Below are 21322 nucleotides of genomic sequence, written 5' to 3'. Positions count from 1 at the left end.
AAAAGGCTGGACGTGACATCCAGCCTTTCTCAAATTCTGCTATCTCTTCTTGTCAGAACAGAACTGACGGCAACCAGGTTGCGATCTGAGGGAAGAACCAGACCAGCCCCATCCCGACAATCTGCAGCAGGATATAAGGCAGCACACCCTTGTAGATCATACCCGTTGTGATCTCAGGCGGGGCCGCACCACGAAGGTAGAACAGCGAGAACCCAAATGGCGGTGTCAGGAAGCTGGTCTGCAGGTTGATAGCGATCATTACAGAAAGCCAGATAGGATCAAAACCCATCATGAGCAGGGTAGGGCCAACAATCGGCAGCAGGATCACGGAGATCTCTACGAAATCCATGAAGAAGCCGAGGGCAAAGATCAGCGCCATCACAAACAGCAAGGCACCCATCTCTCCACCCGGCATCGCAGAGATCAGCTCCTCAATGCGAGCGTCACCACCAAGACCTCGGAAAATCAGAGAGAACACGCTCGCTCCGATGATCGTCGCGAAGATCATCGCTGAGATGGACAGAGTGTTGGTCATCACCGGCGCGAGCAACTGAGACCGCCACATACGCATAACGCTCTGAAGCAGACCGCTGATGCCAATGATCAGCAGCATAATAGCAACACCAGCAAGGCCATAATCAGCGACAGTCAACTCGCTGCGTTGCAAGCGGATAGTGGTCATCCCAGCCAGTGCGATCACTGCCAGCAGAGCCACAACACTCGCTCCAAGCAATAAGTTGGATTTGCCGTTGCTCAGCCGGAAACCCGCCAACAGCAAAGCACCCACTGCGCCAACCGCAGCCGCTTCTGTCGGCGTTGCAACACCGCCCAGAATGGAACCCAGAACCGCGATTATCAGCGCTACTGGTGGGATGAGAACAGAAGCAATCCGACGTGCCGATGTCTCGCCCAGTACACGCTTGTCCATGGCAGGCGCAGAGCTTGGCTGAAGGTAGGCGCGGATCAGCAGGTATACGATATAGACGCCCACCAGCATCAGACCAGGAACCAGCGCAGCCGCGAAGGTCTGGCCTACGCTGATGGTCTCTACGGTGAACTTACCTTCTGCAAACTGTGCCTGCTGATAGGCATTGGACATCACTTCAGAAAGGATGATCAGCAAAGTGGATGGGGGAATGATCTGCCCGAGCGTGCCTGCGGTACACACAGTGCCTGCCGCGAGCTTAGGGTCATACCCGTTACGCAGCATGGTCGGCAAAGCGATCAACGCCATTGTCACCACAGTGGCGCCCACGATCCCTGTTGAGGCTGCCAGCAGCCCACCAACGAGCACAACAGAGATACCCAGACCACCGCGCAGTGAGCCGAACAGCTTGCCCATCTCTTCCAGCAAATCTTCTGCAATGCGGCTGCGTTCAAGTACCAACCCCATGAACACAAAGAGTGGGATCGCAATCAGCACGTTGTTGGTCATCGTACCGAAAATGCGCTGTGAAAGCGCACCCAACAGCCCGGTGTCAAACGCGCCGGTCATCGCTCCAAGAATAGCAAAGAGCACGGCCACACCGGCGATGGTGAAGGCCACCGGATAGCCCAGCAGAATCGCAAAGCACAGGCCTGCGAACATGAAGATGTCGAGAAACTCAGTCAAAGCTTTGGCTCCTCAACATCAACGCCGCACAAAAACAGCCCATCCCGCAAAATGCCGGAGATGCCCTGAATGATCAGGAGACCACAAAATGCAGGAATAAGGCTCTTAAGCAGGAAGCTTGCAGGAATACCACCGACTGAAATCGGTCCTTCAAGGATCTTCCAGCTGTTGTAAACAAAGGGCCAGCTGATCCAGAGCAGCAGGCCAACAGTAGGCAGCAAAAAGAACAGAGCACCGATCAGATTGATGATGGCTTTGGCCTTGGGAGACGCCTGCCCGTAAAAGATATCGACGCGTACATGCTTGTCAGCCAAAAGCGTATAGCCAGCGCCAAGCATGAAAACAGAAGCATGCATGTAAAGCACGCCTTCGCCGAGGAAGATGTAGCTGACGCCAAACAGATAACGCAGCAGAACGATCCCAAACTGCAAGAGCAGCATGAGCAACGCAAACCAGCGGATGGTATGGCCAACCAAACGGTTGATTGCGTCGAGTTTCGAAACAACAGAGGTCATCGGTAAAATCCGATCAGGCCAGAGTATTTTCTTGGCTTTCCAGAGCGCATCTCAAAACTATGGGAACCGGTTATCGGCGGATGAGACGCGGCTGAACTGAAGAAAGCAGGAGAACAGCCGGGGCCAGAAGCCCCGACTTTGTGTCGTGCAGAAAATGTCAGCAAACTGGTGTTTGCAAGGTGACAGCTGCTTATCCGTAGTTGATATCCAGAAGGCGCATGTTCATCTGGCCGTTATCTGCCAGAGGTTTGTATTCCTTCATGGATTCACGGTAGGTGAGGAAGCTCTCTGTGATGCGCTTCACCAGCTCATCGTCATTCTCACGCAGTTCGCCGATGACTTCACCAGCAGCGTTGCCCATTGCCAGCAGAACGTCTTCTGGCAGGTTCTTCACCATCACACCTTTTTCAGCAACCAGCTTCTTCAAAGCCTTCGCGTGGTTGGTGGTGTACTCAGTCCAAACATCGTTGTAGAGCGACGAACAAGCGAACGCGACAACCTGCTTCAGATCATCTGGCAGGGCATTGTAAGCCTCGGAGTTGACGGCACATTCTTCTGCCGAGCTTGGCTCGCCTACGCCTGGGAAGTAATAGTTCTTGGCAACCTGATAGAAGCCTAGAGCAGAGTCTGTCCAAGGACCGATAAACTCACCAGCATCCAATGTACCAGTCTGCAGAGCCTGGAACATGTCACGGCCACCCATAGCCTGAACCGCCATACCCATCTTGGTACACATTTCAGAAGCAAGGCCGGTTGTACGGAAGCGCAGACCTTTCAGGTCTTCAGCAGAATTGATCTCGGTGCGGAACCAGCCAGCAGCCTGAGGACCAGAGTTGCCACACAGGAACGGCTTCAGGTTAAAGCGGGCATACATCTCATCATAGAGAGCCTGACCACCACCATGTGCCATCCAGCCGTACTGCTCATCTGCGGTCAAACCGAAAGGTTGAGAACCAAACAGCAGGAAGCCTTTGGACTTGGAGCCCCAATACGCAGGCACTGAGTGGTAAAGTTCTGCAGTCCCCTCCGATACTGCATCAAACACACCACGGCCCGGAACCAGTTCACCAGCGGCATAGAGCTTCACCTCAATGCGACCACCGGAAAGCATGGTGATACGGTCTGCAAGCATCTGCGCTGCAACGCCAGGACCCGGAAGGTTCTTAGGCCACGAGGTGACCATCTTCCACTTGATCTTGTCGGAAGCTACAGCCGGAGCTGCCAGAGCAGAAGCAGCGGCGACGCCAGTTGCTGCAACACCTGCACCCTTAAGAAAATCACGTCTCTTCATAATTTTTCCCCTCAAAAATTAGAATAACAAGGGGCCGCAGAGCACGGTCCCTCATCGGTTTTGTGTAAAGTCTGGAATGCCAAAAATACGCGGCTGAACCAGTTTGCCCGGAAACGGAAATTAAAACTTACCTAGGGCGAGTTTGTCTTACTGAATCAGTTACTTACCTAGTGAAGGTAAGTTCAAACCATTCTCCTTGGCGCAATCAATTGCCAATTGGTAGCCTGCGTCCGCATGGCGCATAACACCTGTCGCAGGGTCATTCCAAAGAACGCGGCCAATGCGCTCGTCTGCACCCGAAGTTCCGTCACAGCAAATCACCATGCCGGAATGCTGGGAAAAGCCCATTCCAACGCCGCCACCGTGGTGCAATGACACCCAGGTTGCGCCGGATGCTGTGTTCAGCAGAGCGTTGAGCAGAGGCCAGTCAGAAACGGCATCAGAGCCATCCATCATAGACTCAGTTTCGCGGTTTGGAGAAGCAACGGATCCAGAATCCAGATGGTCACGACCAATAACTACTGGTGCCTTCAGCTCACCGTTACGAACCATTTCGTTGAACGCAAGGCCAAGGCGGTGACGCTGGCCCAGACCAACCCAGCAAATACGCGCAGGCAAACCCTGGAAGGAAATACGCTCGCGCGCCATATCCAGCCAGTTGTGCAGGTGCGGATCATCTGGGATGAGTTCCTTCACCTTCTGGTCTGTCTTGTAGATGTCCTCAGGATCACCTGAAAGCGCTGCCCAACGGAATGGCCCAACACCTTTACAGAACAACGGGCGAATGTAAGCGGGAACGAAGCCTGGGAAGTCGAAAGCATTTTCCAGGCCTTCCTCAAACGCCATCTGGCGGATGTTGTTGCCGTAATCAACTGTTGGAATACCGCACTCATGGAAGTCCAGCATCGCCTTCACATGCACCTTCATGGAAGCCCGAGCAGCTTTCTCAACGGCTTTAGGATCACTCTCGCGCTTTTCCTTCCACTCTGCCATGGTCCAGCCTTGTGGCAGATAGCCATTGATTGGATCATGAGCGGAAGTCTGGTCAGTCACAATGTCTGGGCGAACACCACGCTCAACAAGCTCAGCGAAGATGTCGGCAGCATTGCCGAGCAAGCCAACAGACTTGGCTTTGCCAGCTGCGGTCCAGCGCTCAATCATCTCCAGCGCTTCATCAAGCGTCTTGGCTTTTTCATCGACGTATTTAGTGCGCAGGCGGAAATCGATGCTGTCTTCGTTACACTCAACGGCCAGACAGCATGCGCCTGCCATCACTGCTGCAAGTGGTTGAGCTCCCCCCATACCGCCGAGACCACCGGTCAGGATCCACTTGCCTTTCAGGTCTCCGCCGTAGTGCTGACGACCCGCCTCAACAAAGGTTTCGTAAGTACCCTGAACAATGCCCTGAGAGCCAATGTAGATCCACGAGCCAGCAGTCATCTGGCCGTACATCGCCAGACCTTTTTTATCCAGCTCGTTAAAGTGATCCCAGTTCGCCCAATGTGGGACGAGGTTGGAGTTGGCGATCAGCACACGCGGTGCATTCTCATGCGTCCGGAACACGCCAACTGGCTTGCCGGATTGAACCAACAGAGTTTCATCGGCTTCCAGTTTCTTCAGCGTGTCGACAATGGTGTCAAAGTCTTTCCATGTCCGTGCAGCGCGGCCGATGCCACCATAAACCACCAGTTCATGCGGGTTCTCAGCCACATCAGGATGCAGATTGTTCATGAGCATGCGCATTGGCGCTTCCGTCAACCAGCTCTTTGCGTTCAGCTCTGGTCCGGTTGGTGGAAAGATATCGCGAGTGTTCTTGCGAGGATCTTGAGTGAGCGTATCGGTCATGGTCGGCTCCGTTAGCGACTTGTACTGGCGCTTGAAAATGCCCCTGCAAGGGCCTGCGCTTCTAACTGAGAAAGAATGGATTTGAGAGTGGCACGTGTTTTGTCGGCGTGCTCTGGAGCGTAAGCCCATGGGCTCTGCTCAAACATGTAAGCCCGCTGTGCAGTCTCCATCTGAATGGCATGGATACCAGTCTCAGGCTTGCCGTAGTGACGAGTGGTCCAGCCACCTTTAAAGCGAGCATTCACTACCGTTTCTACACTGGTATCTGCACGGCAGGCATCAACGGTGATCTTCTCAATCATCGGAGCGCAGGTCTGCCCAACATTGGTACCAATGTTGAACACAGGCAGCTCACCTTCAAACAGAAACGGGATGTTGGAGCGGATGGAATGGCAGTCATAAAGAACGACCACACCAAACTTCTGCCTTACGCGCTCCAGTTCCTCCGCAATCGCATCATGATAAGGCGCGTGGAATTTTGCGCGGCGCTCTTCAACTTCATCTTCTGATGGTTCCTGTCCATCGCGATAGATCGGACGGCCATCAAAGTCTGTCAACGGGCAGAGTGTAGTGGTGTTCTGACCGGGATAGAGCGAAACACCCGCAGGGTCACGATTGGCATCAATCACATAGCGATGCACAGGCGTCTGGATCACACTGGCATTCTCAAGCAAATCATCATACAGGCGGTTGATGTGCCAATCCGTATCGGCCAGTGCTTGCCCGACAGAATTGAACCTGTCCCAGATCGCCAGTGGCACATCAGTACCACCATGCGGCTGAGCCAGCACAATCGGGCTGTCCCCTTTTTTGATCAGTGGTGAGAAGGAGTAGGTCAATCAGGCCTCCTCTAACTTAAAGAACTGAGCTTTGCTGGCTGCATCAAAAATCCGGCCAGAAGCAACAAGCTCTGCAGCTTTCTCAAGATCCGGCGCCATGTAGCGATCATCTTCCAGCTCATCGATCTCTTCGCGCACCGCAGCCACAACATCCTGTAGGATCGGGCTGGTTTTGAGCGGAACACGGAACTCAATGCCCTGTGCAGCCATCAGCAACTCAATACCGATGATTTTGGAAAGGTTGGAGTTCATGTCGATCAAACGCCGTGCAGCATGGGTTGCCATAGAAACATGGTCTTCTTGGTTGGCACTGGTCGGTGTGGAATCTACGGAACATGGCGCAGCCCGCTGCTTGTTCTCGCTGTAAAGCGCCGCAGACGTAACATCCGCGATCATGAAACCAGAGTTGAGGCCCGGATTAGGCGTCAGGAAGGGCGGCAGACCGTAGTTAAGTGCCGGATCAACCAGCGTTGCAATCCGGCGCTGTGCAATCGCCCCGATTTCAGCAATGGCAAGTGCAGTCTGATCAGCTGCAAACGCAACAGGCTCAGCATGGAAATTGCCGCCGGAAACAACAGAACCGTCTTTGAACACCAGTGGGTTATCTGTCACCGCGTTTGCTTCAATCTCCAGCGTATATCCCACTTGAGCAAGCAGCCCTAACACCGCTCCCATCACCTGTGGTTGACAGCGCAGGCAGTAAGGATCCTGCACACGCTCATCATCCTCACGATGGCTTTCGCGAATTGCTGAGCCAGACATCAGCTCGCGAATGGTAGCCGCAGCAGAAATCTGTCCTTTGTGGCCGCGCAGCTCATGGATTTCAGGCCGGAATGGAGCACCTGACCCCATCAGCGCGTCTACGGACATCGCGCCGGTAATCAACGCAGTTTTTGCAAGACGATGGGCCTGGAACAAACAGGCCAAAGCCAGAGCGGTCGACACCTGTGTTCCATTGATCAGCGCAAGGCCTTCCTTTGCCGCCAGCTGAATTGTCGGAATGCCAGCCAGCTGCATCGCTTCTTTGCCAGAAACGCGCACGCCACCAAAGAATGCTTCGCCTTCACCCAGCATCACAGCAGCCACGTGAGAGAGAGGCGCCAGATCACCGGATGCACCAACACTGCCTTGACCCGGAACCACAGGCACAACATTGTGCTCCAGCATCCGCTCAAGGCACTCAATCAGCTCCCAACGAACACCAGAAGCGCCACGACCCAAAGAGGCAAGTTTGAGCACAATCACCAAACGCACGATGTTTTGCGGCAGAACCTCACCAACACCGCAACAGTGCGAAAGAATGAGGTTTCTCTGCAAGGTAGCAGTATCTTCAGCCGGAATTTTAACCGAAGCAAGCTTACCGAAACCCGTGTTTACCCCATACACCGGCGTATCACCCTGTGCTGCGCTCTGAACAATCGCAGCGGCTCGCTCAACACCGTCTTTGCAGGAACGATCCAGCTCGACATTCGTCTCTTCGCGGTAGATCTGGCGAAGCTGAGCGAGGGTAAGTTCTCCCGGCTTTATAACCAGCTTAGGTCTGGAAGAAGTGGAAGGGGAAGTCGTCATGAATGCCTCAGTGCTTAATTTGCTTGTGTTTTTGTGATGTCTTCGCCGAGGAAATACAGGCGGTTCAGTGGGTTGAACCCGATGCGATAAGCCAGTTCGGCTGGCTCTTTCACATCCCAAATCGCAATGTTTGCCTGCTTGCCCGCTTCCAGCGTTCCGCAAACCTCAGATTGTCCTAGCGCCTGCGCCGCATTGCGTGTGATACCGGCCAAAGCTTCCTGCGGTGTCATGCGGAACAAGGTGCAAGCCATATTCATGCAAAGCAGAAGTGAAGTGAGGGGAGAGGAGCCCGGATTAGCATCTGTCGCCAACGCAATTGGAACGCCTGCATCTCGCAGCTCCTGAAGCGGGGGATGCTGCGTTTCGTGCAGAAAATAGAACGCACCCGGCAACAGAACGGCAACGGTGCCCGCTTCCTTCATGGCCTGAATGCCAGCAGCATCCAGATACTCCAGATGATCAGCGGAAAGTGCTTTGTGGCTGGCAGCCATTGCGGTGCCGCCAAGGTTGGAAAGCTGCTCAGAGTGGATCTTGACCGGAAGGCCGAGCTCCTGAGCACGATCAAATACACGGCTCACTTGCTCAGGAGAAAAGGCAATGCCCTCACAAAATGCATCAACCGCATCAGCCAGATTTTCTGCTTTGACAGCCGGAAGCACCTCATCGCACACAAAGCTGATGTAGTCGTCACTACGACCTTCATACTCTGGCGGCAATGCATGTGCGCCGAGGAAGGTGGTTAGCACCTTAACAGGACGCAGCTCGCCAATCTTCCGTGCAACACGCAGCATTTTCAGCTCTGTATCAAGATCCAACCCGTAGCCGGACTTGATCTCCAACATTGTTACGCCTTCAGCAAGCAACGCATCAACCCGTGGCAACGCACCTGCCAGGAGCTCTTCTTCACTGGCGGCACGTGTTGCGGAGACTGTTGAACGGATGCCCCCACCTGCACGGGCGATCTCTTCATAGGTCGCACCATTCAACCGCATCTCAAACTCGCGAGCGCGGGATCCGCCGTAGACGATATGCGTGTGGCAATCGATGAGAGATGGAGTGGCAAGGCGTCCGTTCAGATCTGTCTGAGGCGCGTCTTTCCACTCCTCCGGCAGCTCTTTTGCAGGGCCAATCCAGCTGATGGCATCTGCCTCAATTGCAATGGCAGCATCGTGGATCAGACCATAGCCATCTGCCTGTGCAGACAGAGTTGCAGCTGTCAGGTTGGTGAGTACGGTTCTCCCGCTTGTCATGGACCCTCCCGAGATTCCACGTGAATTCACTTCAGTAAAAATCTACATGGAAATCGCTTAATGTCTATACATAAAAAATATGCAGTGTGAGTAATTTTCGGGCTAACCCAGCAGTATCAATTAAATAAATAGCTAAATTCAGCCATTTTAACCTTTGTCTGGTGATATCTTAGAAAAAGAGGATGGTTGTGTGAGATGCATTTATGTATATGCTTATTATTGCAAAATGATCTGAATTGATCGACGTTTCACATCAAACTATTGAGTGAGCAATGAAAACCATCTTCGCAGGGCAGGCTTTACTCCCCACTGGTCTTATTGAGAACGTGCGTTTGCACTTGAACGTTGACGGCGCCATAAAAACCGTTGAGACCGGCGTGATGCCTGAAGGTGAAGAGGTTTCTGGCAAAAACAGAATGATCTGTCCTGCTCCTGCCAATCTGCACTCCCACGCCTTCCAACGGGCAATGGCAGGCATGACTGAGGTTCGCCAGAAAGGGAAGGATAGTTTCTGGACATGGCGGGAGCTGATGTACCGATTTCTGGGACAACTGCGCCCGGAACAGGTCGAGGCAATCGCCGCGCTGGTTTACATGGAGATGTTAGAGGCTGGGTACGCCAGTGTCGGTGAGTTCCACTACCTTCATCACCAACCAGATGGAACGCCCTACGAAAACCTCGCAGAAATGAGTCTCCGCATCTTCGCAGCAGCCAATCAAACTGGCATTGGCCTCACTCATTTGCCGGTTCTTTACTCTTACGGTGGCGCAGGTGAACAGCCTTTAAGCGGCGGACAATTGCGGTTTGGCAATGATTTGGAACGTCATCTGCAACTCATTGAAGAAGCGTCGAAACCCCTGACAACATCTCTGCCGGCAGATTGCCAGATCGGCATCGCACCGCATTCTCTGCGCGCGACCAATCCGGATCAGTTGCGTGAGATTGCATCCGTCTTTGCTGGCAAGCCAGTGCACATCCACATCTCAGAGCAGATGAAGGAAGTGGAAGCTGTTCAGGAATGGCTTGGGGCACGCCCAATCGAATGGCTGCTGAACAACGTTGATATCCGCAACAACTGGTGCTTCGTGCACGCCACCCACATGACCACAGAAGAAACTGTGGCCATGGCGAAAGCTGGTGCTGTAGCAGGCCTGTGCCCAATCACAGAAGCAAACCTTGGCGATGGCATATTCAACGGGCCGACCTTCATCGAAGCAGGTGGTGTCTATGGTGTTGGTTCTGACAGCAACCTGCGCATCTCACTTTCTGAGGAACTGCGCGTGCTGGAATACAGCCAGCGCCTGCGTGATCAGTCCCGAAACGTTATGTTAAACGGCGAAGGATCTGTCGGTATGGCTATGTATCAGGCCGCAGCCAAAGGCGGAGCTCAGGCTCTGGGTCGCAACACTGGGGAGCTCAAAGAAGGCAGCCTTGCAGATGTCGTTGCGATTGATACAGCACGGGTAGAGTTTACAGGCCTGAGGCCAGACCAATATCTGGATTATTGGATTTTCGCCGGTGATGACCGTGTCGTAACCGATGTCTGGTCCGCCGGACGGCACATGGTGAAGGATGGGCAGCACATCCACCGCGCAGCTATCACCGCTAAATATAGAGAACAGCTTGCAGTTTTGCTGGAAGCAGCCTAACAACGCCCAAATTCATTTTCTTGAAAACGACAGGAAGAGCGCTTGCGATCCTATAAGGAAATCAGAGGCATTTTGCAGGAGAGGATCACCAGCCAGCAATGGCAGCCGGGTGATCTGTTGCCAAGCGAGCAAGCGCTCTCAGAGGAGTTTGGCTGCACCCGCGCAACCGTCAACCGCGCCATGCGGGAGCTTGCTGATGCAGGGCTGGTTGAACGCCGTCGTAAGGCCGGAACTCGAGTCGTCCAGCCCAAGTCTCACCCTGCAACCATCACCATTCCGGTCATCCGGCAGGAGATCGAGAACAAAGGTCAGGCCTACAAGTATCTGCTTCTGGAGCGTTTGGAAGCTTTGCCTCCAGAAGACGCTCGCATCCAGCTTGGGCTAAACCAGAATGAAAAGGCTCTCTTCCTGAAGAGCCTGCACTATGGGGATGGCATTCCTCAGCAGTTGGATGTGCGTTGGATTAACATCTGTGCACTGCCAGAAGCCTCTGATGAAAGCTTCGCGGATATCGGCCCCAACGAGTGGCTGCTGCAGCGTGTTCCTCATCCAAGCATTGAACACGTCTTCCGTGCCGACAAAGCCACCGCTGAGGAGCAACGACTGCTCCAGCTGGAAGACTGCGAGCCCGTGTTCACCATCGAGCGCCGTACTTGGATTTCAGGGCAGGGCATCACTTACGTGCGGCTAGTACATCCTGGCAGTCGTTATCACATGGCTACGCGTAGCTCGGATGAGCCGATCTTCAGCTAGTCTTCTGCTTCTCTTTTTGCTCCAACTGAGCGAAGTGATCTTCTAGCCGAATTTTGCCATAGCATTTACCGATCATATCCATCCGCATTGCACTTAGGAAAAACTGGATCGGGCCGTACGTCTTCGTTGAGGTAAAGGTCTCCAGCAACCGCTGCAAAGCAATGCTGATCCAATTGGGCAGATGCGTAATCTTGGCTTTCTTGTGTAGGCTTTTGAAGGCAATCTCCGCCAACTCGTTGTGGGTATACTTCACGGGCCCACCCACTTCGGCATAAGCCTGACCGTCCTTGATAATCTCAAAGCAAGCTGCAGCCAGATCAGCGCCATGGATAGGGTTGATCCGATAATCACCCGAGCCAAACATGTAGACCCGTCCGGACTTTGCCATTCCAAAAAACTCCTCCAGATCAGAGAAGTAACCACTTGGTGAAATCACGGTGCTTTTGATTGGTGCAGCCTGAAGAACCTCCACAAAATGCTGCTTTGCACGCACCAGCTGAACATCCAGTAACTTGGTCGCGTTCAGAACATGAATGTAAGCAAATTGAGGGACACTGTTCTCAACTGCCAGATCCAACAGGTTCTTATTGGCCTGATAATCAACGTCGTTGTAACTCAGGCCGTCTTTCTGGCGCGTGATGCCGAGAGCAGAAATGACCAGATCAGCATTATCCATCAATCCATGCAGGCTGTTAGGTTTAGTCGCTTCTCCCTCAAAAAACTCACAGGCTTCAAGGCCCTTTGCACGAGCAGACTGCTCATCGCGGACAAGAGCACGAACGTGCCAGCCCTGTTTTCTGTAGTAGGAAACGAGATAGGAGCCCAGATAGCCAGTTGCGCCTGCAATAACGACACTCTTCATGACAATTCCCTCAAATATTAGGTGCCGCAAAAGGTCGGCTGCCGGGGAAAATGAAAAGGCGCCAATTACCTTTTGGGTGCTTACTCAACCAAGGAGCAGAGGCCGGACGGCATACGCTTGATCGAAGCAAGGTTTGCTTTTATGCAAGGATGAGATCAGGCAGAAATACACCTCTAATGCCCTCAATCCTACTCTCAAAAAATGGGAGCTTTAGCAGCTAAAATCAACCGGTAATTGTGCATAGACGAAAGTGATTGCATGGGGCTCAACGAAAAAAGGGAAGAGCCTTTCAGCTCTCCCCTCTCGTAAATGAGTGGCCCTTTGTTGGCTCTTAGCCTTTGCCCTGCCACGGAATAAGCCAACGCTCCAGATACCGCATGCCCAGCTCAATCGTGTAACCGATAAGCCCGATCACAAAGATGCCGATAACCACCGTATCCGTCTGCAAAAAGTTCTTTGCAATCATGATCATGGAGCCGACGCCCTTATCAGCTGCCACCAGCTCCGCCGCCACAACTGTGCCCCAGCAAACGCCCATGGCTGTACGCAGACCGGTGAAGATCTCTGGCAGTGCATTTGGCAGGATTACATGAAACAGGATCTGTGTACGCGAGGCACCCAGTGAGTAAGCTGCATGCACCTTGGTGATCTTGACGCTGTTCACGCCAGAGCGTGCTGCAATCGTCATGATGAACAGAGATGCAAGGAATAACAGGAAGATCTTGGCAGTCTCATCAATGCCAAACCATAGGATAATCAGCGGGATCAGAGCCAGCGGAGGGATCGGGCGCATAAACTCCACGATGGGATCAAACAAACCGCGAGCAACGGAAGAAAGCCCCATGGCCAGGCCGAGAGGGATGCCGACAAGAGCTCCCAGCAGAACGCCTGCAAGAACGCGGAATACTGAAATGCCAATGTGATCCCAGAACGCCACGTTTCTGAAACCAGCGGAAAGCAGCTTGCTCATTCTCGTGATCGTTGCATCCACTGATGGCCAGTAGAAGCTCTCCAGCATACCCATGGCGCTTGCAATGCCCCAGGCAGCCAGAAGTACAACAACGGTCAGGATCGAGTAGAACCTGCCAGAATTGACGGCGCTGGCATCGCCAAAGCGAACGGTTTTTTGCTGCGTAAAAACATTGTCTTTAAGCCCAAGCCAAACAGATAGGCCGGAGGGCGGCGTGTGATGCTTGCTCATATTGGCCTCCTATGCTGGTTCCAGCTCTTGGTCATTGCCCATAATCTCTTCTTCCATGCCCCAGATGAGAGACAGGATTTCCTCGCGCGTTTTCACAAACTCTGGTGAAGCTTTGATCTGGCGAGGGCTCTCCACCAACCCGAGATCGGCAAACGGAAGCTCGTACTCACGCAAGATACGCCCTGGGCGAGGTGCCATCACAATCAGCCGTTCCCCAAGGAACAACGCCTCCTCAACGGAGTGCGTGATGAGAATGATGGTTTTACGTGTCTCTTTCCAAAGCTTCAGCACAAGGCTCTGCATCTTTTCGCGGGTCAAAGCATCCAGTGCGCCAAGTGGTTCATCCATCAGGATCACTTCCGGGTCATTAGCGAGGCAGCGGGCCAGAGCCACACGTTGCTGCATGCCGCCGGAAAGCTGATAGACCGGCTTTTTGCCAAAGTCCTGCAGGCCAACAATCTGCAGCAGTTCATCCACTTTGCGCTTGGTTTCAGCTGCGGGACGACCAGCCATCTTTGGGCCAAACGCGATGTTCTTCTCCACAGTCATCCATTCAAACAACGCGCCTTGCTGAAACACCATTCCGCGGTCTGGGCCGGGGCCGGTCACATCCACATTCTCGCGGACGATTTTGCCGGAGGTCGGACGAAGAAAGCCTGCAATGATGTTGAGAAGAGTTGTTTTACCGCATCCGGATGGACCAAGAACGGAGATGATCTCACCATCCTTTACATTCAGATTGACGTTGTTGAGAGCATGGACTTGATCACCATTGGGAAGGGTGAAAACCATAGAGATATTGTCGGCAACTATTCCACTCAAAGCGCTTCTCCCGGTTCTTTGGAAAATGCCTGGTTCGCCCGGTCTTGTTCTTGGAAGAATGGCGGGACAAAGCCCGCCATTTTCTGATTGTTTTTACTTGAGGTAGCTTGCGTCGACGAACTGAGAGTAGTCGTCCAGCGCTTCATCCAGACCGCCAGCTGAAACCATCACATCAGCCACACCTTTAGCCGCTGCTTGAATACCGCCACCAAGCCAGTTTTCCTGAAGCTGCTCTTCACTGGTAGGGAAACCGAAGTTCGCGATCATCTTCTTGGCAGGTTCAAGATCCATACCTGCAGCAAGGGCGATCTTGTCGTAAACCGCATCCGGATTACTGTTGTAAGTGGTGTTGGCCTGATTGGTAACTTCCATGAACTTCTTCACCAGATCAGGATGCTCAGCTGCAAAGTCGTTGGTCACGTTCACTACATCGAATGTGTTGATGCCAACGGCTTCCTGTTCAGCACCAGTCATCAGCGGAGTGCCAACAGTTTTCATGCGGTCCAACGCACCGCCAAAAGCGCAGCCCATCACAACATCACCGCGTACAACAGCAACCGCTGCATCAGCAGGGTTCATCTGCACAAGGTTCACTTTGTTGATGTCTACGCCGAGGTGATCCAGCGTACGAATGAGCTTGTAGTGGGTTACGTTGCCGATCGGTGTCGCAACTTTCTTCCCTTCCAGCTCCTTCGCATTTGCTTTGGTAATGCCGGAATCATTGCGCACAATGCAGAGGTCATTTTCAGCGTAAGTGACTGCCACACCTACAAGTTTAATCGGAGCACCAGAGGAAACACCAACAACGAAGGGAACAAAGCCGTTACTGTAAGCAATCTGCACATCGCCGGAAACCATGGCCTGAACCATCTCGTTCCCGTTACCGAAGGCACGCCATTCAACTTCCAGACCAAGCGCTTCGTCATAGGTCTTGTCGATCTGTGCTGCCTGGTTTGCGGTAGGCCATTCCAGAAAATAGGCGACGGTGATTTTATCGAGCGCATGAGCCGTGCTCATTCCAAGGCTCGCCACCAAGCCTGCTGCAAGAGCCAGTTTACCTGCAAGCTTCTTCAATGCCATGTCAATTCCCCCTCCAGTGCGTTGCTAAGTGCTTATTCCTTCTTTGTTTTTTACCGTTCCTTGTCGCTGGAAACTTGTTAATTTGAATTATGTTCAGGATTCAGGACACTATGAAACCGTATCACTCGGTAGTGCCAGTTTGTGAATCCCGATAGAACCAGAGAGTATTTCCGGAGCGGGGTGCAGATATAAATGTCCGCTATCGCAATATTAATTCCCAAATCTCTGCGGAAGACGCTCCTGTATCTCACGTTCTTCTATTTTAGAAGTGTATAAATAAACGAAGAGATCAGTGTTTATGCGCTGATAAGGGGGCTCTCTCGTTTATTTGTGCTGCGATGCAGCAATTTATCTGCTGTCTCTGAGAGTATTTCTATTCCCTTCGGTATTTTGTCGGCATGAATTGAAGAAAAACCGAGGCGGAAATAGTTTTTACCTTGGCTCGGGTCCGCAAAGAATACATTGCCCGGTTCAATCAGAACGCCTTTCTTCAACGCCTCCTGCGCTAGCACAGTCGCATCCAGTTCAGGCGGCCCGCTCACCCAGAAAGAGGACCCTCCAAACGCAGAGACCTGAGCCCAGCCGGGGAAGTGCGTCTCCATGGCTTCACTCAGCGCATTCCAGCGGTTGGAATAGGCATGATGCAGTTTGCTGATCAGAGCATCCTGCGAACCTTGCGCCAGAAACAGCGCAACGCTGCGCTGATTGTTGCCGGGTGGGTGGCGCAACATTAGGCGACGCATGGCGCGGATCTCTTTGATCACCGGCTTCGGCGCCACAATAAACCCAATCCGCAACCCCGGCATAATCGACTTGGAAAGGCTACCCACATAAAGCACGCGCCCTGATGCATCGACAGACCGAAGCGCGGCAGTCGGTTGCCCCCGATAGTTGGTCTCATACTCATAATCGTCTTCAATGATCAGTGCATCAGATTGCGCCGCCCATTCCAGTACCTCCCGCCGACGCTTCATGGTCATCGTGGTGTTGGTGGGAAACTGATGGCTGGGCGTGACGTAGACCAGCTTTGCATCCCCCAGCATGTCCGCGCGAATGCCGTCCTCATCAACGGGAATCGCCCGAATGTCCGAGCTTCGCAACTGCATGATGTTGCGTACATCGGGGTAGCCCGGATCTTCCAATGCAACAGGTGTATCCGGCCTTACAAACAGGTGGGCGATGAGAAACAGTGCGTTCTGGGCTCCCATCGTCACCAGAATCTCGTCAGATTCGGCAATAACCCCGCGGCGGATCAGAATACGCCGCTGAATCTGCTCGATTAGCATAGGATCGTCAGCGGTAAAGCGATCATCAGTCCAGGCATCCAGCCATTTGATGCTCATGGTCTGGCGTACACAATCCCGCCAGGCGCTGATTGGAAACAGTGTCGGATCCACCTGTCCATAGATGAACGGATAGGGGTAGCTGTGCCAGTTCTCAGTCTTCAGAATGTTGAACTGAGTAGAGGGCGTAAGCCGCAATTTTGAGGACCAGTCTACTCGATCACCGGGCACTTGCTCTTTGGGCCTGACCGGATCTGGCAGCTGTCCGAGATTCTCAATAACCTCCGGTGAGACGTAAAAACCGGATCGCTCCCGGGTGATCAGGTAGCCATCTGCAGCCAGTGCCTGATACGCCAACATCACCGTATTGCGTGAAACGCTCAACCGCTTCGCCAAGGCACGCGTTGAAGGAACCGGTGTGTTTTCAGCAAGTTGACCGGAAAGAATAGCAGAGACGAGCATCTCGCGGATCTGGCTTTGCAGCGTTGTACTGTCATCCCGATCAACGGAAAACAAGCTGTATCTCATGGCTGGCCCCTCCCTCCAAATCACGAGCGAAGTATCAGCATGAGTTCATCTGGCTCTATGGTCAAGAACAACTGGACCTATCTGACCTAATATTTCGACGACAAGATATTTCTCACAGTACCTCTGGGGAACTGTTGGTGAATAACTCAGTGTTCTAGGAGAAAGATCGAAATGAGTGTCCTTGCAGAGCCGATTGAACAAGCGAAAACCAATTCTCTTGAGCAACACTGGATGCCGTTTTCCTCAAACCGGGATTTCAAGAATGCTCCACGCCTCATCACTCGTTCAGAGGGAATGTACCTTTGGAATCAGCAGGGTGATCGTCTGGTAGATGGATCTTCTGGTTTGTTCAACGTTCCGGCAGGCCATGCCCGCAAGTCCATTGCGGATGCCGTTCACGCTCAAATGATGCAGAACGGATACACAGCGCCATTCCAACTGGGCCAGCCAACATCCTTTGAGTTTGCGGCCAAACTTACCCAGATCATGCCAGAGCCATTCAACCATGTGTTCTTCGTGAACTCTGGCTCAGAGGCCATCGATACAGCGCTCAAAATGGTCATGGCCTACCACCGTGCCAATGGTGAAGCACAGCGCACCCGCTTTGTCTCCCGAGAGCGGGCTTACCATGGTGTGAACATGGGCGGCGTCTCATTGTCCGGCATGGTGAAAAACCGCGAAACCTTCCCGGTTGTCATGCCAAACATCGTCATGATGCGCCACACATGGAACGAGGAAAATGCCTTCACAAAAGGTCAGCCGGAAACAGGTGCCGAACTGGCAAATGACCTGCAGCGTTTCTGTGAAACCTACGGCGGTTCCACAATCGCAGCTGTGTTCATTGAACCTGTCGCGGGTTCTACCGGAACGCTTGTCCCGCCAAAAGGATATCTGGAGCGCGTCCGTCAGATCTGCGATGAACACGGCATTCTGCTGGTGTTTGATGAAGTGATCACCGGCTTTGGTCGCCTTGGTAAACCATTCGCTGTTGATGCATTCAACGTCATGCCAGACATAATTACCCTGGCAAAGGCTCTCACCAATGGGGCTATCCCGATGGGAGCAGTCGCAGCCTCCGATCAGGTTTATGAGACCATCACCGAAGCTGCTCCGGAAAACGCCATCGAGTTCTTCCACGGCTACACCTATTCAGCCCATCCGGCAGCCTGCGCAGCAGGTCTGGCAACGCTGAAGATCTACGAGGATGAAGGCTTGTTTGAGCGGGCTGCAGAATTGAGCGATTACTTCCTTGATGCGATCTGGTCCCTTCAAGATATCCCGATCGTAAAAGATATCCGGGGGTATGGCCTCATGGGCGGTGTGGAGGTTCACCCACTTCCCGGCAAGCCCGGCATCCGCGGCAACGAGATGCAGAAAAAGCTGTTCTGGAATGGGTGCCACGCCAAGTGGACGGGGGACACAGCCATTCTGGCCCCGGCGTTCATTGCAGAGCGAAGTCATGTCGATGAGATCGTGGATGCAATGAGAAAAACGCTCATGGCCGAATAGATCGAAGAAAGTATTGTTTTGAGAAGAGCACATTTGTGCTCTTCTTTTGTTTTCCAAGTTGGTTGAGGGGAGGCAATCAATGACGAAGCCTATTCCACAAAATGCTCGTGTGGTTATCATCGGTGGCGGTATCGCCGGGTGTTCTGTTGCATATCATCTGGCCAAGCTTGGCTGGAAAGACATCGTGCTGTTGGAGCGCAAACAGCTCACCTGCGGCACCACGTGGCACGCTGCAGGCTTGATCGCGCAGTTGCGCGCATCCAAAAACATGACGCGCCTGGCGAAATACTCGCAGGAGCTTTACGGCGACCTGGAAGCCGAAACAGAAATCGCAACTGGCTTCCGCCGAAATGGTTCAATCACGGTAGCTCTCACGGAGGAGCGCCGCAGCGAGATCTTGCGCTCCGCCGCTATGGCCCGCGCCTTTGGCGTAGAAGTAGAAGAAATCTCCACGTCAGAACTGCTGGACCGCTACCCCTATGTGAATGCCGAAGATGTCACTGCGGCTGTCTATCTGCCAAAGGACGGGCAGGGCGACCCGGGCAACATCGCTCTTGCTCTTGCCAAGGGTGCACGCCAACAGGGAGCCCAGGTCTTTGAAGGTGTCAAAGTCACCAGCATTGAAAAGCGCAATGGCGCCGTCGCTGGTGTCTCATGGCAGCGTGACGGCAGCGATGAGCAAGGCCATATCGCCGCTGACTATGTGGTCAACTGTGCTGGCATGTGGGCGCATGAGTTAGGCCGCATGGCTGGCGTAAACGTGCCGCTCCACGCCTGTGAGCACTTCTACATGGTCACTGACAACATTGCTGGCCTGCCTCAGCTCCCGACCCTGCGTGTACCGGACGAGTGCGCCTACTACAAAGAAGATGCTGGCAAAATCCTTCTGGGAGCTTTTGAACCAATCGCCAAGCCTTGGGGAATGCAAGGCATCTCAGAGGACTTCTGCTTCGATCAGTTGCCAGAAGATATCGAGCACTTCGAACCGATTCTGGAGCAAGCGATCAACCGCTTCCCCGAGCTGGCCGTAACGGGTATCCATACCTTCTTCAATGGTCCAGAAAGCTTCACGCCTGATGATGCCTACCATCTGGGAGAAGCACCTGAGCTTAAGAACTTCTTCGTCTGCGCTGGCTTCAATTCCATCGGCATTCAGTCCGCCGGTGGCGCAGGCATGGCGCTCTCTCATTGGATGGAGCACGGCTATCCGCCATTTGACCTCTCCGACGTTGATATCCGCCGCATGCAACCGTTCATGGGCAACAAGACCTTCCTCTATGAGCGCTCCAAGGAAACGCTTGGACTGCTCTATGCAGACCACTTCCCATTCCGTCAAAAAGCTACGGCTCGCGGTGTCCGCCGCTCACCCTTGCATGAACATCTGAAACAGGCAGGCGCAGCTTTTGGTGAGACGGCTGGATGGGAGCGAGCCAACTGGTTTGCTGATCAAGAACAGGAGCCTACCTACGAGTATTCTTGGAAACGCCAGAACTGGTTCGAAAACTCCAAGCGAGAGCACCTCGCCATCCGCAACAATGTCGGCCTCTATGACATGTCCTCCTTCGGCAAAATCCGTGTTGAAGGCCCGGATGCGGAAAGCCTGCTCAATCATATGTGTGGTGGGGACATGTCGGTACCAGTTGGCAAGATTGTCTACACGCAGTTCCTCAATGAGCGGGGAGGTATTGAAGCTGACCTCACGGTTACACGCCTCTCTGAAACTGCTTATTTGCTCGTAACACCAGCGGCTACTGTGATCCGCGAACTCAGCTGGCTCAACATGCACAAGGCTGGTGCCAATGTGGTGATCACCGACATAACTGCGGGCGAAGCAACGCTGGTGGTGATGGGGCCAAACTCAAGAGAGCTACTCTCCAAGGTCTCCAATCACGACTGGTCCAATGAGAACCACCCCTTCGGCACCATGCAGGAGATTGAACTCGGCATGGGCCTCGCTCGTGCTCACCGTGTCTCCTATGTGGGGGAACTGGGCTGGGAGCTCTACGTCTCAACCGACATGGCGGCGCATGCCTATGAAACTTTGATGGAAGCAGGCGCCGATTTAGACATGGAACTCTGCGGTCTCCATGCAATGGATTCCCTGCGCATCGAAAAAGGTTTCCGACATTTCGGTCATGATATAACCGAAGAAGACCATGTTTTGGAAGCTGGCCTTGGTTTTGCAGTCAGCACCAAGAAGCCATCCTTCATCGGCAGAGATGCTGTTCTACGCAAGAAGGAAGAGGGTCTCTCATCCCGTATGCTGCAGTTCAAACTGAAAGATGCAGAGCCGCTCCTGCATCACAACGAACCTGTGCTGCGGGATGGAGAAATCGTCGGCTATCTCACCTCTGGAAACTATGGCCATACGCTCGGCGGCGCAGTCGGCCTCGGCTACGTGCCGTGTAAAGGCGAAACAATCAAAGATATGCTCGCGTCCACCTACCAAATCGACGTGGAAGGCACTCTTTGTGATGCCGAAGCATCCTTCAAGCCCATGTACGACCCTAAAAGCCTACGCATGCGCGGCCTGAAAGAACTGGAAGACGCATAAAACATGAGAGCATCTCGGATCAAACCTGAGGTGCTCTTCTAACCGGATGTTTGTGACGCAAAGTGTTGTTGTTCAACTGATGCGCAAAAAGAAAAGCCCGGGCAGCGTTACACTGCGCGGGCTTTAAGATTGATGCCCTTCTCAGAGGAGGCGAGAAGGG

The 21322-nt window shown here is 53.3% G+C and carries 16 protein-coding genes; 4 read left to right on the top strand and 12 right to left on the bottom strand.

Annotated elements, in window-relative coordinates; translation table 11 throughout:
* Positions 1-52: 52 nt before the first annotated feature.
* From AC3CB2_RS17925 to hutI, 7 genes are all read right to left on the bottom strand, one after another.
* Positions 53-1612: a TRAP transporter large permease gene (locus tag AC3CB2_RS17925; RefSeq protein ID WP_352935012.1), complete on the bottom strand. Its 1560-nt coding sequence runs from the start codon at positions 1610-1612 to the stop codon at positions 53-55.
* Positions 1609-2127 carry a TRAP transporter small permease subunit gene (locus AC3CB2_RS17920; RefSeq protein WP_352935009.1) on the bottom strand — a complete coding sequence of 173 codons (519 nt, stop codon included), beginning with the start codon at positions 2125-2127 and terminating at the stop codon, positions 1609-1611. Before AC3CB2_RS17920 ends, AC3CB2_RS17925 begins: the two co-directional genes overlap by 4 nt.
* A 190-nt stretch (positions 2128-2317) precedes the next feature.
* Positions 2318-3418 carry a TRAP transporter substrate-binding protein gene (locus AC3CB2_RS17915; protein WP_014283772.1) on the bottom strand — a complete coding sequence of 367 codons (1101 nt, stop codon included), beginning with the start codon at positions 3416-3418 and terminating at the stop codon, positions 2318-2320.
* A gap of 159 nt (positions 3419-3577) precedes the next feature.
* Positions 3578-5263 (bottom strand): urocanate hydratase, encoded by a 1686-nt coding sequence (gene hutU / locus AC3CB2_RS17910; RefSeq protein ID WP_352935006.1) that lies wholly within the window; start codon positions 5261-5263, stop codon positions 3578-3580.
* A gap of 11 nt (positions 5264-5274) precedes the next feature.
* Complete coding sequence (gene hutG / locus AC3CB2_RS17905) at positions 5275-6102, bottom strand: N-formylglutamate deformylase (protein WP_352935003.1); 828 nt, start codon at positions 6100-6102, stop codon at positions 5275-5277.
* Positions 6103-7671 (bottom strand): histidine ammonia-lyase, encoded by a 1569-nt coding sequence (gene hutH, locus AC3CB2_RS17900; RefSeq protein WP_352935000.1) that lies wholly within the window; start codon positions 7669-7671, stop codon positions 6103-6105.
* Between the two features lie 14 nt (positions 7672-7685).
* The gene (hutI, locus tag AC3CB2_RS17895; RefSeq protein ID WP_352934997.1) at positions 7686-8921 is read right to left on the bottom strand and encodes an imidazolonepropionase; all 1236 of its coding nucleotides are present in this window, start codon (positions 8919-8921) and stop codon (positions 7686-7688) included.
* Between the two features lie 272 nt (positions 8922-9193).
* On the opposite strand from hutI, the gene AC3CB2_RS17890 reads away from it, so the two are divergent.
* Both AC3CB2_RS17890 and hutC read left to right on the top strand, forming a co-directional pair.
* Positions 9194-10570: a formimidoylglutamate deiminase gene (locus tag AC3CB2_RS17890; protein ID WP_352934994.1), complete on the top strand. Its 1377-nt coding sequence runs from the start codon at positions 9194-9196 to the stop codon at positions 10568-10570.
* 42 nt (positions 10571-10612) lie between these two features.
* Positions 10613-11323 carry a histidine utilization transcriptional repressor HutC gene (gene hutC, locus AC3CB2_RS17885; RefSeq protein ID WP_352934991.1) on the top strand — a complete coding sequence of 237 codons (711 nt, stop codon included), beginning with the start codon at positions 10613-10615 and terminating at the stop codon, positions 11321-11323.
* On the opposite strand, the gene AC3CB2_RS17880 is transcribed toward hutC, so the two are convergent.
* The 5 genes from AC3CB2_RS17880 to pdxR all read right to left on the bottom strand — a co-directional run bounded on the left by AC3CB2_RS17880 (position 11316) and on the right by pdxR (position 17099).
* Positions 11316-12185 (bottom strand): SDR family oxidoreductase, encoded by an 870-nt coding sequence (locus tag AC3CB2_RS17880; RefSeq protein WP_352934988.1) that lies wholly within the window; start codon positions 12183-12185, stop codon positions 11316-11318. The genes hutC and AC3CB2_RS17880 overlap by 8 nt on opposite strands.
* 331 nt (positions 12186-12516) lie before the next feature.
* Complete coding sequence (locus AC3CB2_RS17875; RefSeq protein WP_014283780.1) at positions 12517-13386, bottom strand: ABC transporter permease; 870 nt, start codon at positions 13384-13386, stop codon at positions 12517-12519.
* Positions 13387-13395: 9 nt separating this feature from the next.
* Entirely contained in the window at positions 13396-14178 is a 783-nt protein-coding gene (locus AC3CB2_RS17870) for an ABC transporter ATP-binding protein (RefSeq protein WP_008548668.1), read from the bottom strand.
* A 123-nt stretch (positions 14179-14301) separates the two neighbouring features.
* Complete coding sequence (locus AC3CB2_RS17865) at positions 14302-15288, bottom strand: taurine ABC transporter substrate-binding protein (RefSeq protein ID WP_008548410.1); 987 nt, start codon at positions 15286-15288, stop codon at positions 14302-14304.
* A gap of 296 nt (positions 15289-15584) precedes the next feature.
* Entirely contained in the window at positions 15585-17099 is a 1515-nt protein-coding gene (gene pdxR / locus AC3CB2_RS17860) for a MocR-like pyridoxine biosynthesis transcription factor PdxR (protein ID WP_352934984.1), read from the bottom strand.
* 171 nt (positions 17100-17270) lie between these two features.
* Here pdxR and aptA point away from each other — a divergent pair, with 171 nt between their 5' ends.
* Both aptA and AC3CB2_RS17850 read left to right on the top strand, forming a co-directional pair.
* Entirely contained in the window at positions 17271-18608 is a 1338-nt protein-coding gene (aptA, locus tag AC3CB2_RS17855; protein ID WP_352934981.1) for an omega-aminotransferase AptA, read from the top strand.
* A gap of 79 nt (positions 18609-18687) precedes the next feature.
* Complete coding sequence (locus tag AC3CB2_RS17850) at positions 18688-21162, top strand: GcvT family protein (RefSeq protein WP_352934978.1); 2475 nt, start codon at positions 18688-18690, stop codon at positions 21160-21162.
* The last annotated feature ends 160 nt before the right edge of the window (positions 21163-21322 follow it).

The organism is Pseudovibrio sp. SCP20 (assembly GCF_057774105.1).
Note: the sequence above shows the minus strand (reverse complement) of the source record. Positions and strands in the feature narration are given on the sequence as shown.